The sequence below is a fragment of the Staphylococcus sp. HL28 genome (genome assembly GCF_021117155.1).
Taxonomy (GTDB): domain Bacteria; phylum Bacillota; class Bacilli; order Staphylococcales; family Staphylococcaceae; genus Staphylococcus; species Staphylococcus warneri.
Window position 1 is genome coordinate 357,044 of the sequence record NZ_CP088218.1, and the last position, 15,542, is coordinate 372,585.

The 15,542-nt window shown below is 32.5% G+C and carries 16 protein-coding genes and 2 pseudogenes; 8 read left to right on the forward strand and 10 right to left on the reverse strand.

The window, feature by feature from the left end:
• The first annotated feature begins 145 nt into the window (after positions 1–145).
• On the forward strand, positions 146–733 hold the full coding sequence (locus LPC11_RS01585) for a TetR/AcrR family transcriptional regulator (protein ID WP_023374168.1): 588 nt from the start codon (positions 146–148) through the stop codon (positions 731–733).
• Positions 734–779: 46 nt separating this feature from the next.
• On the opposite strand, the gene LPC11_RS01590 is transcribed toward LPC11_RS01585, so the two are convergent.
• Complete coding sequence (locus LPC11_RS01590; protein WP_023374167.1) at positions 780–1,232, reverse strand: VOC family protein; 453 nt, start codon at positions 1,230–1,232, stop codon at positions 780–782.
• 259 nt (positions 1,233–1,491) lie between these two features.
• Here LPC11_RS01590 and LPC11_RS01595 point away from each other — a divergent pair, with 259 nt between their 5' ends.
• Complete coding sequence (locus LPC11_RS01595; protein WP_023374166.1) at positions 1,492–2,178, forward strand: epoxyqueuosine reductase QueH; 687 nt, start codon at positions 1,492–1,494, stop codon at positions 2,176–2,178.
• Positions 2,179–2,230: 52 nt separating this feature from the next.
• Here LPC11_RS01595 and LPC11_RS01600 read toward each other — a convergent pair whose 3' ends face one another.
• Positions 2,231–2,515, reverse strand: coding sequence for a hypothetical protein (locus tag LPC11_RS01600; protein ID WP_002467247.1), 285 nt, complete (start codon positions 2,513–2,515; stop codon positions 2,231–2,233).
• An 88-nt stretch (positions 2,516–2,603) separates the two neighbouring features.
• Positions 2,604–3,671, reverse strand: coding sequence for a quinone-dependent dihydroorotate dehydrogenase (locus LPC11_RS01605; RefSeq protein ID WP_023374165.1), 1,068 nt, complete (start codon positions 3,669–3,671; stop codon positions 2,604–2,606).
• A gap of 237 nt (positions 3,672–3,908) precedes the next feature.
• Between LPC11_RS01605 and LPC11_RS01610 the strand changes: the two genes are divergently transcribed.
• Positions 3,909–4,766, forward strand: a complete 858-nt coding sequence (locus tag LPC11_RS01610; RefSeq protein WP_023374164.1) for a fructosamine kinase family protein — start codon at positions 3,909–3,911, stop codon at positions 4,764–4,766.
• A 257-nt stretch (positions 4,767–5,023) separates the two neighbouring features.
• Complete coding sequence (locus LPC11_RS01615; protein WP_081698184.1) at positions 5,024–6,223, forward strand: IS110 family RNA-guided transposase; 1,200 nt, start codon at positions 5,024–5,026, stop codon at positions 6,221–6,223.
• Positions 6,224–6,626: 403 nt separating this feature from the next.
• Here LPC11_RS01615 and LPC11_RS01620 read toward each other — a convergent pair whose 3' ends face one another.
• The 4 genes from LPC11_RS01620 to LPC11_RS01635 all read right to left on the reverse strand — a co-directional run bounded on the left by LPC11_RS01620 (position 6,627) and on the right by LPC11_RS01635 (position 9,833).
• The gene (locus tag LPC11_RS01620) at positions 6,627–7,460 is read right to left on the reverse strand and encodes an alpha/beta hydrolase (protein WP_023374162.1); all 834 of its coding nucleotides are present in this window, start codon (positions 7,458–7,460) and stop codon (positions 6,627–6,629) included.
• Between the two features lie 43 nt (positions 7,461–7,503).
• Positions 7,504–8,505: an amidohydrolase family protein gene (locus LPC11_RS01625; protein ID WP_023374161.1), complete on the reverse strand. Its 1,002-nt coding sequence runs from the start codon at positions 8,503–8,505 to the stop codon at positions 7,504–7,506.
• Positions 8,506–8,572: 67 nt separating this feature from the next.
• Positions 8,573–9,277 carry an SDR family NAD(P)-dependent oxidoreductase gene (locus LPC11_RS01630; protein ID WP_023374160.1) on the reverse strand — a complete coding sequence of 235 codons (705 nt, stop codon included), beginning with the start codon at positions 9,275–9,277 and terminating at the stop codon, positions 8,573–8,575.
• A gap of 4 nt (positions 9,278–9,281) precedes the next feature.
• A complete protein-coding gene (locus LPC11_RS01635) occupies positions 9,282–9,833 on the reverse strand; it encodes a TetR/AcrR family transcriptional regulator (protein WP_041613733.1) in 552 nt (183 codons plus the stop codon).
• Between the two features lie 125 nt (positions 9,834–9,958).
• Here LPC11_RS01635 and LPC11_RS01640 point away from each other — a divergent pair, with 125 nt between their 5' ends.
• Genes LPC11_RS01640 through LPC11_RS01650 form a run of 3 tightly spaced genes read left to right on the forward strand, consistent with a single transcriptional unit; the run spans position 9,959 to position 11,503 of the window.
• On the forward strand, positions 9,959–10,261 hold the full coding sequence (locus tag LPC11_RS01640; RefSeq protein WP_023374158.1) for a DUF2316 family protein: 303 nt from the start codon (positions 9,959–9,961) through the stop codon (positions 10,259–10,261).
• 17 nt (positions 10,262–10,278) lie between these two features.
• On the forward strand, positions 10,279–11,094 hold the full coding sequence (locus tag LPC11_RS01645; protein ID WP_023374157.1) for an NmrA/HSCARG family protein: 816 nt from the start codon (positions 10,279–10,281) through the stop codon (positions 11,092–11,094).
• A 31-nt stretch (positions 11,095–11,125) separates the two neighbouring features.
• Positions 11,126–11,503, forward strand: coding sequence for a VOC family protein (locus tag LPC11_RS01650; protein ID WP_023374156.1), 378 nt, complete (start codon positions 11,126–11,128; stop codon positions 11,501–11,503).
• 54 nt (positions 11,504–11,557) lie between these two features.
• Here the strand turns inward: LPC11_RS01650 and LPC11_RS01655 are convergent.
• The 3 genes and pseudogenes from LPC11_RS01655 to LPC11_RS01665 all read right to left on the reverse strand — a co-directional run bounded on the left by LPC11_RS01655 (position 11,558) and on the right by LPC11_RS01665 (position 13,564).
• Positions 11,558–11,795 (reverse strand): annotated as a pseudogene (locus LPC11_RS01655) (DUF896 domain-containing protein).
• Between the two features lie 12 nt (positions 11,796–11,807).
• Positions 11,808–12,752, reverse strand: coding sequence for an LLM class oxidoreductase (locus tag LPC11_RS01660; protein ID WP_023374155.1), 945 nt, complete (start codon positions 12,750–12,752; stop codon positions 11,808–11,810).
• A 245-nt stretch (positions 12,753–12,997) separates the two neighbouring features.
• Positions 12,998–13,564, reverse strand: a complete 567-nt coding sequence (locus LPC11_RS01665; protein ID WP_023374154.1) for a TetR/AcrR family transcriptional regulator — start codon at positions 13,562–13,564, stop codon at positions 12,998–13,000.
• 204 nt (positions 13,565–13,768) lie between these two features.
• On the opposite strand from LPC11_RS01665, the pseudogene LPC11_RS01670 reads away from it, so the two are divergent.
• A pseudogene (locus LPC11_RS01670) lies at positions 13,769–15,142 on the forward strand (amino acid permease).
• Positions 15,143–15,542: the final 400 nt, after the last annotated feature.

Sequence of the window (15,542 nt, forward strand, 5' to 3'; positions counted from 1 at the left end):
GAATCACCCTTTTTTGGTTTGTTTTCTTTACACTTTTATCGTAAAGGGTTATGTGGTTAATTCCAATCATCAATGTAGATGATTTGTATGTTAACCAACAAACACCTTATAATTGTTGGAAAGAAAGCTATAAGGAAGTGACATAATGCCACAAGACCGACGTGTTAGAAAATCACAAACAGCCATTAGACAAGCTTTTATCAATTTACTTTATAAATATGAATTAGAACAAATCACAGTTCAACAAATATCAGATTTGGCAGATGTGAATCGCAGTACTTTTTATACTCATTACATAGATAAATATGATTTATTAGAAAAAATGGAAGATGAACAAGTAGAAATTATTAGAACGTTTATTGAAGAGGGAGATGTATATAGAAATCAAACATTTTCTACTGAAAGTATCCGCACGATTATGGAATTTTTAATAGGCAATATAGAAAAGAATATGGAATTTTATCAGTTAATGTTTACGATGGGTAAAGATTCGAATTTACATGAAAAGTTATATGAATTAATCACAGGTCATTTAAATCATTTTAAAAATGAAAACAATAAAATAGGAGATATTCCGTTTTCTTATTTTATGAGTTATGTATCAGGTGCTGGATTATCATTTATCCGCCACTGGGTCGAGGATCCTAATCGTATTGCTAAAGATGACTTGATACAGTATTTTTACGATATTGTTAACAATGGACCAGCTACGATAATTAGAAGAGCAGAATAAAAAAAGGTCGGGACAAAAATGTTATGTCTCGACCTTCTTATATTAATTATGATTGTGGCATTGCAGTGTAATCTTGACCGTGTAACATCCATCTTACACCGTATTTATCTGTAAATACGCCCATTTTACCGCCCCAGAATTGCTCTGATAATGGTAATTCAATGTCGATAGAATCATGGTCTTTAATTTTATCATAGAAAGCTTCGACTCTTTCTACATCAGCTTGATCATTAATATCAAAATCAATTAATAATGAAATGCCGTTATTGATAGGTTGGATTCGGCTGAATGAATCCGCGCCTAGGATTTTTACCCCAACAATTTCAAATTCAGAATGCATTGTTGCCTCTTTGGCTTGCGCTTTAGTCATACCAAAATGTTCAGCTTGATCTTCGCCAACCTCTAAACGTTTAATATTTGTTGCGCCAAAAACCTCTTCATAATATTTAAGTGCTTCTTTTGTATTTGGAAAAGCTAAATATGGTGATAATTGAGTCATAAAATACCCCTTGTTATTTTTTAATTTTATTGCTAACCACATCATACAATGTTTTATGTAAAAAGAATAGAATTATGTATGATTGGTTTATTAATAAATGAAGAAAGACACAGTTTTCAAATGTATCGTTTATATGGATATCGTAGGGAACTAGAAAGGCACTTTTTATGTATAATTTATTGTATAATATTCATAAATTATATTATGACATAAAAAGGAGGGGTTTCTTTTGATTGAAGCGGGCGAAATTTTAAAGAAAATGAAGAACCAAAAGGTCAATTATGACAAAGTTTTAAGGAAAATGATTCAACAATGGGAACAAAACGGGGAGCGACCTAAAATTTTATTACATAGTTGTTGTGCACCTTGTAGTACCTATACTTTAGAATTTTTAACACAATATGCTGATATCGCGATATATTTTGCCAATCCCAATATTCACCCTAAGAGTGAATATTTAAGACGCGCTAAAGTTCAAGAAATGTTTGTAAATGATTTTAATGAACAGACAGGAGCTAATGTAAAATATATTGAAGCAGCTTATCAACCACATGAATTTATGAAAATGGCTAAATCAAGAGGACTTACTGAAGAAAAAGAAGGTGGTCTTCGATGTACAGCTTGTTTTGAAATGAGGCTCGAGATGGTTGCCGAAGCAGCTGTTAAATATGGTTATGATTACTTTGGTAGTGCAATCACGTTATCGCCCAAGAAGAATGCGCAATTAATTAATCAACTTGGTATGGATGTTCAACAAATTTATGATATTAAATATTTACCAAGTGATTTCAAGAAAAACAGGGGATATGAGCGTTCCATTGAAATGTGTAAAGATTATCATATTTTTAGACAGTGTTACTGTGGGTGTGTGTTTGCCGCAATGAAACAAGGGATTGATTTTAAAGAAATTAATAAAGAAGCCAATGAATTTTTAAAGCAATTTTAAAAATGACCCAGAGCGAAGATATTATATCTTTTACTCTGGGTCATCATATTAATTAGATCATTCTATGAATGAAACGGACGATAGCCATAATAGCTATGACGAGCATTGCTGCAAAAGAAAAGAATTTAAATCGTTTATTTTCTTTTTTAATTTCTTTGTCTTCATTTTGCATCATTTCTTGTAATTCACGTTCGATTTCTAAATCGAGATCTGTTTTTCGATAGCCATTTAAGCCTTTTCTTTCATCTTCATCATTTGAAGGATGTGATTTACTGTTTTCTGTTGTGTCTTGTTGTGTGGACTGATTCATTTCTTTATCTTTGATATCTTCTCGCATTGTATAATGCCTCCTATATTCATGACACATACTTTTAATGATTATACTTGATGTAAAGTCATTGATTCATCGTTAACTTGCTTTTTAATTATTTTACATCTAATCCGATAATATCGCTAATATGATGATAACCGTTTTGGTTTAAATATTGAACAATATCTTTATTTATTTTTTTAGTTAATCCTGGACCTTCCATAACTAATGAAGAGTATATTTGTAATAAAGAGGCGCCATTACGTAGCATTTGAATGGCATCCTCAGTATTAAAGATGCCACCTGTACCAATAATTAAGAGTTCTCCCTTAGTTTCTTGATATGCTAATTTAACAAGTTTTAAATTACGTTCAAATAACGGACGTCCGCTTAAACCACCATCTTCAACACGATTTGCTGATTTCAAGCCATCACGTTTGCGTGTCGTATTTGCAAGAATGACACCATCGAAATGTGTTTGAATAGTTGGTAATAGAGATTTCAAACCTTCTTCATCCATATCAGAGGTCAATTTTAAGAAAATAGGTACATTGATTTCATTGTTCGCTTTAAAGTTTTCTAAGGCATTGCATAACATTGAAAATTCATCTTTATCGTGAAAATTTTGTAAGTTTTCAGTATTAGGTGAGCTAATATTGACAGTGAAGAAATTAACATCATTTTTGAATGTATCGATAACTTTAATGTAGTCTTGATAACGTTCGTCGTAAGAGGTCATTTTGTTGACGCCTACGTTTAGACCTATAGGTGTATGATAAGCGTAGCGACGTAAATGACTAAGTGCTTTGTTCATACCGATATTATTAAAGCCCATACGATTAATTAAGGCATCATCTTCTAATAAACGATACATACGAGGCTGTGGATTACCTGGTTGTGGCTTTGGTGTGATACCACCAAGTTCTAATGCGCCGAAACCAAGGTTTTCTAAAGCTTTAGGTACTTCGCAAGATTTATCATAACCAGCTGCAAGACCGATTGGGTTTTCAAATGTAATACCGTGAATATCTTGAGATAACATTGGATTTTGATAATCGAATAATTTTTTCATAATCGGTAATACATAGGATTGCTTTTGTGCAATTTTTAAGGCATCGATAGTTAATCCGTGTGCTTTTTCAGGTTCAATTTTAAATAAAAGGGGTTTAATTAATTTATACATGTTAACGCTCCTAGTTCATTATATTTGAGGCTTACTATCCTCAACTTAATATATGTGAAACTTTTCCTTTTAATAGACTAGCATTTTCATTTGCAATTTCCTAGTTAAATTATAAAAATTAAAAAAATAGACGAACTTTTATAACGTAGGACTACATATTGATATCGTCCTTAACGATTAAGAGATTGGAAAAGAGGTAATATAATTAGTATTCAGTAATATAGGGAAGGTGACATCATGGCTATAGATTGGAAAGCACATTTACCGCTAGATTATATTAAAGATATTACGCCAGTCAGTGGTGGAGATGTGAATGAAGCATTTAAAGTAACAACGCAACAAGATGATACGTTCTTCTTATTAGTACAACGTAATCGAGATGAATCATTTTATGCTGCAGAAATAGCAGGATTAAATGAATTCGAAAATGCAGGAATTACTGCTCCTAAAGTCATTGCAAGTGGTGAGATAAATGGGGATGCTTATTTAATTTTAAGTTATCTTGAGGAAGGACCAACTGGAAGTCAAAAAGACTTGGGACAATTAGTTGCTAAAATGCATAGTCAACAACAAGAAGATGGTCAATTTGGATTCAGATTGCCACATGAAGGTGGCGATATTTCATTTGATAATTCATGGACGGACAATTGGAAAGACATTTTTATTTATCGCCGTATGGATCATATTCGGGATGAATTATTACGTAAACAACTATGGAATGAAGAAGATAATAAAGTATATGAACAGGTGAGAGCGGTTATGCTAGATGCATTAGATCAACACCAAAGTAAGCCATCGTTATTGCATGGTGACTTATGGGGCGGTAATTATATGTTTTTAACAGATGGTCGTCCAGCTTTATTTGATCCAGCACCGTTGTACGGTGATCGTGAATTTGATTTAGGTATTACAACCGTATTTGGTGGTTTTACTCAAGAATTTTATGATGAATATGAAAAGCATTACCCATTAGCAAAGGGTGCATATGAACGATTAGAATTTTATAGATTATATTTATTGATGATACATTTATTAAAATTCGGTGGAATGTATGCGAGTAGTGTTAATCGTTCAATGGAAACAATATTGGGGTAAAGAAACATACTAAGATTAGCTGTGAAGAAATCTATGACGATAGATTTTTTCACAGCTATTTTTTATAGTTGTAAAGAGAGAAGTAGACTGTGCAGGCTCTTGGGTTTTAAATCCGTTTATAAAACAAGTCAGCTTTACTCTCGCCTTTTGAAATTCGATTGTAGTATGTTGGGTTCTTGAAACCGTGTATAGGAAAATGAAATGAGAAAGGTTAAGTAAAGTTTAAACTTCTCAAATTAAGCAAGGAGGTTTTAGTTATCGATTATTTAGGGATTGATATTAGTAAAAGAAATAGTGTCGTCGCCCATTATAAAGATGAGAAATTCCAAAAGGAATTTACCATTCAGAATAATAAAAATGGTTACAATTATTTATTAAAGTATTTGAACGACTTAAACCATCCAAAAATCATTTTTGAATCTACAGGTATCTATTCAAGAGCTATGGTACGATTTTGTCGTGTAAATCAAATTAACTATATAGAAATGAATCCGTTAGAAGCTAAATTTAGAACGAGTTCTTTAAGATCATGGAAAACTGATCAGGCTGATGCTCACAAACTCGCTCATTTAGCGCCTACTCTCAAACAAACGGACAGCTTACCTACTCATGAATCAATATTCTTTGAATTAAGAGAACGTGCCCGTTTTCATCTAGAGATTGAAAGTGAACAAAATCATTTTAAATTTGAGATTGTTGAACTACTCCATCAAACATTTCCTGGTTTAGAAAAATTATTTAGTAGTCGATATTCAATCATTGCGCTTAACATCGCTGAAATATTCACTCATCCAGACTTGGTTATTGATTTAGATAGAGACATACTGATTACACATATATTCAATTCTACAGATAAAGGTTTATCAATATATAAAGCTGAAAAATATGCGCAACAACTAATAAATATCGCTTCGGAAAGCTATCCTAATGTCGATAGACATTCTTTTCTAGTTGAAAAAGTACGTTTACTTATTCAACAATTAAAACAATCTATCCAACGTCTTAAACAATTAGATGATGCCATGATTCAATTAGCAAAACAACTCGATTGTTTTGAAAAGATTTATTCGATACCAGGTATTGGTGAACTAAGCGCAGCGATGATTATTGGGGAAATTGGAGATATTACAAGATTTAGATCACATAAACAGCTCAATGCTTTTGTAGGTATTGATATCAAACGATATCAATCAGGTGGTACTTCTAGTAGAGATACAATCAACAAGCGTAGAAATAAAAAAGCGAGAAGACTTTTATTTTGGGTGGTTATGAATATTATAAGGGGTCAACATCATTATGATAATCATGTCGTCGATTATTATTACAAACTAAGAAAGCAGCCTAATGAGAAATCTCATAAGACTGCCGTCATCGCTTGTATAAATCGACTATTAAAAACGATTCATTACTTGATAATGAATCAGAAATTGTACGATTATCAAATGTCCCCACATTAGCCAAACGTACAATCAAATACAGTTTAACACCTTATTCAAAAAAATTAAATTGAACGGTTTAGTTAAGTAATGCTTATTTTAATTATAAGTACTTGACTAATCGTAGGAAAGAGGTTGAGACATAACGTTTTTGTGCTTTGGGAAACCGATTAACGGCGTCTCAAAAGCAGGATTATCGGCAGAAGGGACCCAACATAGAGAAATTGGTATTCCAATTTCTGCAAACAATGCAAGTTGAGCATACGCTCACGATTCGCCAAAATCTGGAAAACAATTCAAATGAACAAACTCAACTATTGAGTTTGTAAGAACTACTAACCTATGAATAAGGAAGTAGTTCTTTATCATTGTTCAGTTCTGCTCAAATCCTAAACACTTTTGTCTCGACCTCTTTTTCATCAACTTATTTATGCCACATTTTTAATAATACTTCGGCAAAGCCTTCAGGTTTTTGTACATAACCTAAATGACCGCCAGGAATATCAAAGATAGGTAAACCAATTTGTTCATTAATATAGAAGTTAACATCTTGTGGGAATGATCCTTTAGAGTCAGTACCATTTAGTAATGTGATTTGATCTTCATGTTTTTTAAAGTCATCTAAAGTAATATCTGAGTGTGTATATTGGCGAATTTCGTATTCAGACCAGAACATCACACGTTGATATTGTTCCTTTTGAGCTTCTTCTGTTTCTGCAGGCTGAGACATCATTTTAGCATCGATGGGTGCAATATTAAGTGTTTGAGCAAATGTTTTCATACCTTTTTCTAAACCTTCTGTAAGGATTTGGTTTACAATTTCATCATTTTTATCTTTCCAGTATTTACTATCTGGTAAGAATGTATTGATTGGTGGTTCATGGAAAGCAATTTGTTTAACCACTTCTGGGTGTTCTTTAAGTACATGCATAGCAACGATTGAACCAGAACTTGAACCTAAAATATAGACAGGTTCATCACTAAGTGATTGTGCTAATTCTGCAATATCTTGTGCGTCACGTTTTACACGGTAATCATCGTCTGGATTTGCTGCAGATTCTGGTAGTGGTTCTGTTAACTCACTTTCACCATAATCACGACGATCCACTGCAACTACAGTGAAGTGATCTTTTAATTGTTGTGCTAATGGCAAAAAGATGTCACCAGTACCATTGGCACCTGGGATGAATATTAATACCGGACCTTGTCCAATTTGATGATAACGTAATTTAGCACCTTTTAATTCTATTGTATTCATATGAAATACCTCCATTTAGTTAAAGCATGATTTATAAATAATATTATTCTAAGCCAAGTAATTTAGCGCCATTTCTATAACTTACTTTCTCTTTTTCTTCATCAGTTAAACCAAGTTCATCTAAAAATACGCCTAAACGTTCTGGTTCGATATAAGGGTAGTCTGCCGCATATAAAATTCGGTCAATACCCATTTCTTTTTTAACTAAATCAAATTGTGGCTTAGTCAACATACCGCTTGGTGTCATATAGAAATTATTTTTAAAGTAATAACTAACAGGGTGTTTTAAATGATCTGCAAATAATGTTTCGTCCATACGTTCTAAGAAGAATGGAATGAATTCACCCCAATGTCCGATAATCATATTTAAGTTAGGGTAACGATCAAAGATACCTGATAGCACCAAATGGATTGCATGAATACCAACATCGATGTGCCAACCATAACCGAAACAAGCGAATGTAGCAGCGGTGATTTCTGGATAGTTACCTTTATAGTAAGCTTGGTATACATCACTATTTACGGGTGCGGGATGTAAATAAATAGGTACATTTAATTCTTCAGCAGTTGCAAAAATACCGTCAAATTGATCTTGATCTAAGAAACCATCTTTTGTACGTCCCATGATGAGTGCACCTTTAAAGCCTAACTCGTTGACACAACGTTTGAATTCTTCAACAGCTGCTTCAGGTTCGTTAATCGGTAATGTAGCAAATCCTACAAAACGATCTGGATATTGTTTGATATAGTCAGCTAATTGATCATTAGCTTTTTTACATAAATCGATGGCTTTTTGACCTTCAAGATTTGAAGGTGCACCATTACCGTATGATAATACTTGCATTTGTACATTTTGTTCATCCATGAATTTAATTCGTTTATCATGATGAGAGATTTCATCAGCGTCAGTAAAACCTGATTTTTTCTCTAATCCTTCTAACATGACTTTCATGGGTACGCCATTAGGGTCAGCAGAAGCTTGACTCATTGTTTCTTTTTGAATGTCATCTATCACATAATGTTCTTCGAAAGTAATACTTTTCATTTTAAATCCTCCATCATAGTGCGTTTTTATTTATATAGTGGGAATACTTCTGATTGATAATTTGAAATTACCAAGGCATTTTGCCATCACCATTAATGAACGTACCTGTTGGTCCATTAGCATCAATTGTTGCTAATTCTACAATAGGTTTGATGCCTTCAGTAGCTGGTTTAGAATTATTGCTAAAGTCACCAACTAAGTCTGTATTTGTAGAACCTGGATCGGCAGCATTGATTTGCATTTGAGGTAAACCTTTAGCGTATTGAACTGTTAGCATTGTGACAGCTGATTTAGAAGAACAATAAGCTAATGAATTAACATGAAATTCTTCTGTCTCAGGATTTGTTACCATACCAAATGAACCTAAACCACTAGTTACATTAACAACTACAGGTTGTTCTGATTGTTCTAGTAATGGAATGAATGTGTTCATCATTCTAACAATGCCGTATACGTTTGTTTGATAGACTTTATCCATGTCTTCAACAGTAATATTTGCAGGTTTTGCAAATTGTCCTGAGATTCCAGCATTGTTCACAAGTACATCTAAGCGACCTTCTTGATCTTTAATATAGTCGAAAGCATGTTGTACAGATGTCTCATCAGTAACGTCTAATTGTACACATTGTGCACCAATTTCTTTTGCTGCTTCTTGTCCACGTGATTCATTTCTAGACCCAATGTATACTTTATGTCCTTCATTGATTAGTGCTTTGGCAGTTTCGAAACCTAAGCCTTTATTGCCACCTGTAATTAATGTGATTTTAGTCATGATATTACTCCTCTTTATCAAAATATAGTTTGATTATATAATCTCTGATTGTTTCATTTGATAGTCCGCGTTCGTCTTTTTGTAATTCGAAAGATTTAGTAGATAATGATTTTAATAACATATCTACTTTGAAAGTTGTCCATGTTGTACTTATATTATTGCCAAGAATTTCACTATAAAACTTAAATAACTGTAGATAAATATCACTATGGTAAAAGTCATTTTTATCCGTTGTTTCTTCAATGCAGTGAAGTAAGTCACTGTTGATAGTTTTGAAATCTAAAAAGATATCAAGCGACTTTGTCATGACTACTTTAGTATCGTGATGTTTTTCTTTCACTTCGTACATTTGGTTGATAATCTCAGTAAAGTCATGTTCGATAATCGTCGCACACAATGCGCTTTTATCTTTAAAATGACGATACAAAGTTCCCATTCCAATATTTAATTCTTTTGCGATGCGATTCATACTCACTTGTTGAACACCATATTGGTTAAAGAGTTCAATCGCTTTATTCTCTATGCGTTGCCGGTTCTCGAGGGCGTCTCGTCGCAAATACATCACCTTCTTAAAATAAGTTTGTTGACAAACGGACAACTATCCGTTTATTATAAAGCCTATCATATAAAAAGACAAATAAAGAGATATAGATGTTTAATTAAGAAGGATGAGTGATATAAGTGTCATTAAATAAAGAACAAAGACAAATCACAGCTAAAGAATTACAAGAGCATTTTGACGAAACAACGTTAAGTTTAAAAAATATAGCAGATGAATTGAATATTTCAATCAATGATGTATCACATGTATTACAAATGAAAGCGCCAAATAAATTATTTGGAAATCATTTGCAACAATTTATACATTTAGTTTGGGACGTTCGAGACCTAATGAATGAAAATATCTGGCATACTGGTAAATCACCAAAAGAATATACATATTTAAAAGGTGAAAAGGAAGATTATTGGTTTTTACAACAGTAATGAAGGAGAGAATATCAATGAAAAGTATTTTAGTAATCGGTTCTACAGGTAAACAAGGTAATGCAGTAGTTAAGCAACTGTTATCAGATGGATGGCATGTACGTGCATTGACACGTAATAAAAATAATGAAAAATTAACTTCTATTGAAAGTGATCAACTTGAAATCTTTGAAGGAGATTTAAGTGATCAACAAAGCTTAGAACAAGCAATGGAAGGGCAATACGGATTATATAGTGTTCAACCTATTGTTAAAGATGATATTGCTGAAGAATTAAGACAAGGAAAAATGATTATTCAACTTGCCGAAAAACAAAATATTGAATTCGTGGTTTATAGTACAGCGGGTGGTGTAAATAGAGATAGAAAGGGACCTCACTTTGAAGCCTTAGCAGATATTGAAAATACACTTAAAGTGTCCTCATTGAATTTTTCAATTATCAAACCTTCATTCTTTATGGATAACTTCCTTAGAATAGCTAAAAAAGAAAATCAACAAATTGTAATACCTGAATTTATTAGTCCGGATGTTAAATTTGCGATGATCTCTTCAATTGATATTGCTAGAATTGCTGCAAATTTATTTAAAGAGCCTGCACAATATAATCATCAAGCGATTGAAATTGCGTCAGATGAGTTAACACTTAATGAAGTCGTTAAAACGTTTGCTACTGTCACTGGTATGCCAACAGAAATTAAAGGTGAATTTGTTAGTGGTACAGCCGAAAGAAGTTGGCTAGAAGAAAAAGGTTATGTTGTCGATTTTGATTTAATGAATCAAATTAATCCAGATAAACTATCATTAGCCCAATGGATTGAAAAAGTACAATTTTAGTAATTGTCTATGTTAATAAGGAGAGATAGTTATGATTCAGTCGATGTGGTTTAATTTACATGTTAAAGATTTAAAAAGAAGTGAGCAGTTTTATCAATCTTTAGGATTTGAAATTAATCATAATCCTGACATGCTTGATAAAATGGTAGGAATTAAAATTGGATCGACCATTGTCATCTTAATTGAAAATCAACATTTTGAAGCGGTCACTCAGGACAAGATTCATGATAATGCTAATGAAACGATTATTTCTCTAGGTGTAAAGACGAATGAAGAAGTTGATCAACTGATTAAACAAGTTGAAACGGCAGGTGGTCGTATTTTAGAACAACCGACAGTTAAACAAGGCTATTATGGGGCGATGTTTGCTGACCCTGATGGTCATAAATTTAATTTTTTAGTTTGTTAAATAGTTAAAGGCACTCAGTTTCCAACTGGAAACTGAGTGCCTTTTTTAAATGAGTTATTCATTTTCTTGTATATTGCCGTATTCTTTTCTCAAATCATAAACTTTGTCAGGTGTAACATCTTGGCCAAGTGGATCAACTACTTTCATAGTTGAAAATGTATTTAACACTTGTCCTCTAATCATTTTTAAATAATCTTGTCTGAGTGCTTGTTGTTCTTGTTTTTCCTTCTACACTCAATGTTTGAACTTTTTCTTTATTTGCTAATTCATTTATTCTATTTAAAATTTCCATTATTAATTCCTCCTAAATTTGGTGAGTTGGAAAGTGAGGTACAATATACATTCCAACTTCATCGATGAGATCTTTTAATTGTCTATCTTTATTTATAAATCGTAATATTATATGGTTTGTACCTATAGTTTCATATGCTTTTAATATTTCTAATAACATTTTTCTACCTGTACGATAGCCACCTTTGATAGGTTTGACTGTCTCATTAGGATTACTAGATAAATCAATAAATAATATATTAATGAAAGGTTTAAAACTGTCATTATCTTTATGCCATTGTTCTACCAATTGTTTTTGATTTTGAAAACGTTGTGCATAGAATATCCAACCATCCATATTTTGTTTGAGCCATTCTATAGATTGTTTAGAGTATCCAGTACCAAACATCGGAATGGCTTTATTTTTAGGTAAAATCTGTAGACCTGACTCTTCACTTAATTCAAATATAGAATTTGAAATGTCAGGTGAATTTGACTGCCATAATTGTCGCAACGACTTAATAGAAGTACGATAGCGTTCTGCTAATTCATCTTTATTCACTTTAAAAGCTGGAAATTCAAATGATCGGTCACCTGTAGCCATACCTAATAATAGTCTTTCGTGAGATAAAATATCGAGAGATGTAGCTGCCTTAGCTAAATGGAGGGGATGACGTAATGTAGCAACCATACTTGCTGTGCCGAGAGATATTGTGGAAGTATGCGCAGCTAAGTAAGTTAAAAATACAAATGGATCGTAATTTTCGGTTACATGACCCAAATATTTGCTATATAACGGATTATCCCTAACAAATAGACTTGAGTAACCCAAATTTTCAGCTAATTGGGCTAATTCAACTTGTTCTTCGATATTGATGTGTTCCTGTTGTGACTGATCGAACGGAATCGATAAACCTAAAGTTAAATGTTTATCTTTAAAAGTTCGCTTGAATCCCTCGTGATCCTCAATTGTCGTCATATCATTCCCTCAAATCTTTTGATTTAACAACATGTATTATCTAAGCAACACTTGTTGTTTAGATATAATATATACCTTAATCCCAAAAAGTGCAAACAACATGTTTATAAGTTTGTCGTTTAACTAACACATTTTAAAATATGTTGCTCAATAGTAAAAAACTATTCATAAAAATAGCATTTTACAACGCCTTTCATGAATAGAAAATGAATTGATATAGGTGAATTTTTATTTGGATAAGAAAATTATAAATGAGCAATGTGATGTATAAGGAATGGAAGATTTTTTTTTATAAATACTTTAGCAGTTTGTTGGCTTGTATTAAGCCAGTGTTTGCATAAGCCACATAGACCAGCTGATAAGAAACTAGCGCTATTGACGAGAGTGTCTCGATCGTGGTTAGGATAACTATTTTCCAACATAATTGTAAATATATCTTCTAATTCTTCATTAATGCGTTGATGTGCTTGATTACAAAATATAGCTTGATTTAATTCGCAAAAGTTTTGAACATCTACCATATAGTCGCAAATCGTTATAAATAGTTTTGAGAGTACTTGCTCATTTATAAAATCTGAAATATTCAATGTATCGTTTAAATCTTTAAGAATGGTTACTGATAATGAATATTCCAAAATATCATATTTATCAGTGAAATGAGCATAGAATGTAGCTCTATTCACTGTTGCTTCGTCGGTAATATTTTTCACGGTTATCTGAGAAAATTGTTTTTTTCTAGATACGATTTGAAATGCTTCAACTAATAGCTTTTTAGTACGCAAGATTCGGGGATCTATTTTAGTCGTATTCATCTTTTTACCTACCTAACATGTGTTGTATATCTTTATTAAATTATCTTGCTAAACGATCGTGATGTCAAAGTATTAAGCTAAATTATTTTAAATATTTGATTGTAATTTGAAAATGAGGGTATGTGTAACTTTATAGTAGAAATGAAAGATTATATTAAACCAAAAGGTATAAAGTTAAGCAATGACCTGAATGGGGAGACAATAATGGCGGATAAATTGCAACGTGAGTTAAGTAATAGACATATTCAATTGATAGCTATTGGTGGTGCAATTGGAACAGGTTTATTTTTAGGAGCAGGTGAATCGATTCATTTGGCTGGCCCTTCGATTTTACTTACATATATTATAGTAGGTTTTGTATTATTTATGTTTATGCGAGCAATGGGGGAAATGTTATTATCTAATCTTGGTTTTAAATCATTCGCAGATATAGCTCATAAACATATAGGTCCACTGGCAGGTTTTATCGTAGGTTGGACATATTGGTTAACATGGATTATTTCTGGTATGGCTGAAATTACAGCTGTAGCGAAATACGTAGATTATTGGTACCCAGCTATGCCGAACTGGTTAACGGCATTATTTACATTACTAGTTCTCATGTCTTTAAATTTATTCAGCGCTAAATTATTTGGGGAATTAGAATTTTGGTTTGCAATTATTAAAGTTTTAACGATTTTAGCATTAATCATAGTAGGTATTGTTATGGTCATTTTTGCGATGAAAACACCATACGGAATAGCTAGTGTATCTAACATTTGGAGTCATGGTGGTATATTCCCACATGGTGCTTCAGGATTTTTTATGTCCTTCCAAATGGCAATCTTTTCATTTATTGGTATTGAATTAATAGGCATCACAGCAGGTGAAACTAAGAATCCTCATAAAACAATTCCACAAGCGATTAATAATGTACCATATCGAATTTTGATATTTTAAATTGGATCATTAGCAGTCATTATGGCGGCGGTGCCATGGAATCAATTAAATCCTTCAGATAGTCCGTATGTTAAATTATTTGGATTAATTGGTATTCCATTTGCAGCTGGACTTATCAACTTTGTAGTATTAACTGCAGCAGCGTCAGCTTGTAATAGCGGTGTGTTTGCCAATAGTAGAACAATGTTTGGATTATCTCAACGTAAACAAGCACCGCCTATTCTTGGTAAAACAAATCGCAACGGCGTTCCATATTACGCGATATTAGTGACATGCGCACTATTAAGTATTTCTGTCATACTGAATGCTATTTTTAAAGATGCAACTCAAGTGTTTGTATATATTACGACAGTATCAACGGTTTTAAATATAGTGATTTGGTCCATCATCATGATTGCGTATTTAGGATATTTAAAACATAATCCCGAACTTCATAAAGCAAGTCAATATAAAATGCCAGGTGGTAAATGGATGGCATATGCTATTGTACTATTCTTTATATTTATCTTTGTGGTATTACTGATTAATCAAAGTACGAGACTTGCTGTAATCATTGCACCATTCTGGATGGGAATCTTAGGATTGATGTATTTAAAATATAAAAAAGAATCTAGAAAAGCAGAGATTCCAGACAAATAAATCAATACGCGGTTGAGACATAAAGTTTTTAAGCTCTGGGAAACCGAATAACGGGCTCCCAAAACAAGATTATCTGCTGGGACCCAACATAGAGAATTTCAAACAGAAACTCTACAAGCAATGCAAGTTGGGCTAGGGCCCCAACATAGAGAATTTCAAAAGGCGAGAGTAAATCTGAGTTGTTTTTGATACGGGTTTAAAACCCAAGAGCACGCACAATCTACGCCTCTTTATAACTATAAAAAATAGCTATGAAAAATCTAACGTCATAGATTTCTTCATAGCTAATTTTAGTATGTTTTAGTTAAATAGGTTAAAAAGCAGTCGTATTAAAAGAAAATTTGTAAAATTAATGACTTTACAAATATATTTATCTGAAAATTCTAATAATGTGATATAC

Bases quoted from the DNA above. Each gene is read 5' to 3' on its own strand.
- LPC11_RS01585 (WP_023374168.1), top strand. From the start codon at position 146: ATGCCACAAGACCGACGTGTTAGAAAATCACAAACAGCCATTAGACAA.
- LPC11_RS01590 (WP_023374167.1), bottom strand. From the start codon at position 1,232: ATGACTCAATTATCACCATATTTAGCTTTTCCAAATACAAAAGAAGCA.
- LPC11_RS01595 (WP_023374166.1), top strand. From the start codon at position 1,492: ATGAAGAACCAAAAGGTCAATTATGACAAAGTTTTAAGGAAAATGATT.
- LPC11_RS01600 (WP_002467247.1), bottom strand. From the start codon at position 2,515: ATGCGAGAAGATATCAAAGATAAAGAAATGAATCAGTCCACACAACAA.
- LPC11_RS01605 (WP_023374165.1), bottom strand. From the start codon at position 3,671: ATGTATAAATTAATTAAACCCCTTTTATTTAAAATTGAACCTGAAAAA.
- LPC11_RS01610 (WP_023374164.1), top strand. From the start codon at position 3,909: ATGGCTATAGATTGGAAAGCACATTTACCGCTAGATTATATTAAAGAT.
- LPC11_RS01620 (WP_023374162.1), bottom strand. From the start codon at position 7,460: ATGAATACAATAGAATTAAAAGGTGCTAAATTACGTTATCATCAAATT.
- LPC11_RS01625 (WP_023374161.1), bottom strand. From the start codon at position 8,505: ATGAAAAGTATTACTTTCGAAGAACATTATGTGATAGATGACATTCAA.
- LPC11_RS01630 (WP_023374160.1), bottom strand. From the start codon at position 9,277: ATGACTAAAATCACATTAATTACAGGTGGCAATAAAGGCTTAGGTTTC.
- LPC11_RS01645 (WP_023374157.1), top strand. From the start codon at position 10,279: ATGAAAAGTATTTTAGTAATCGGTTCTACAGGTAAACAAGGTAATGCA.
- LPC11_RS01650 (WP_023374156.1), top strand. From the start codon at position 11,126: ATGATTCAGTCGATGTGGTTTAATTTACATGTTAAAGATTTAAAAAGA.
- LPC11_RS01660 (WP_023374155.1), bottom strand. From the start codon at position 12,752: ATGACGACAATTGAGGATCACGAGGGATTCAAGCGAACTTTTAAAGAT.
- LPC11_RS01665 (WP_023374154.1), bottom strand. From the start codon at position 13,564: ATGAATACGACTAAAATAGATCCCCGAATCTTGCGTACTAAAAAGCTA.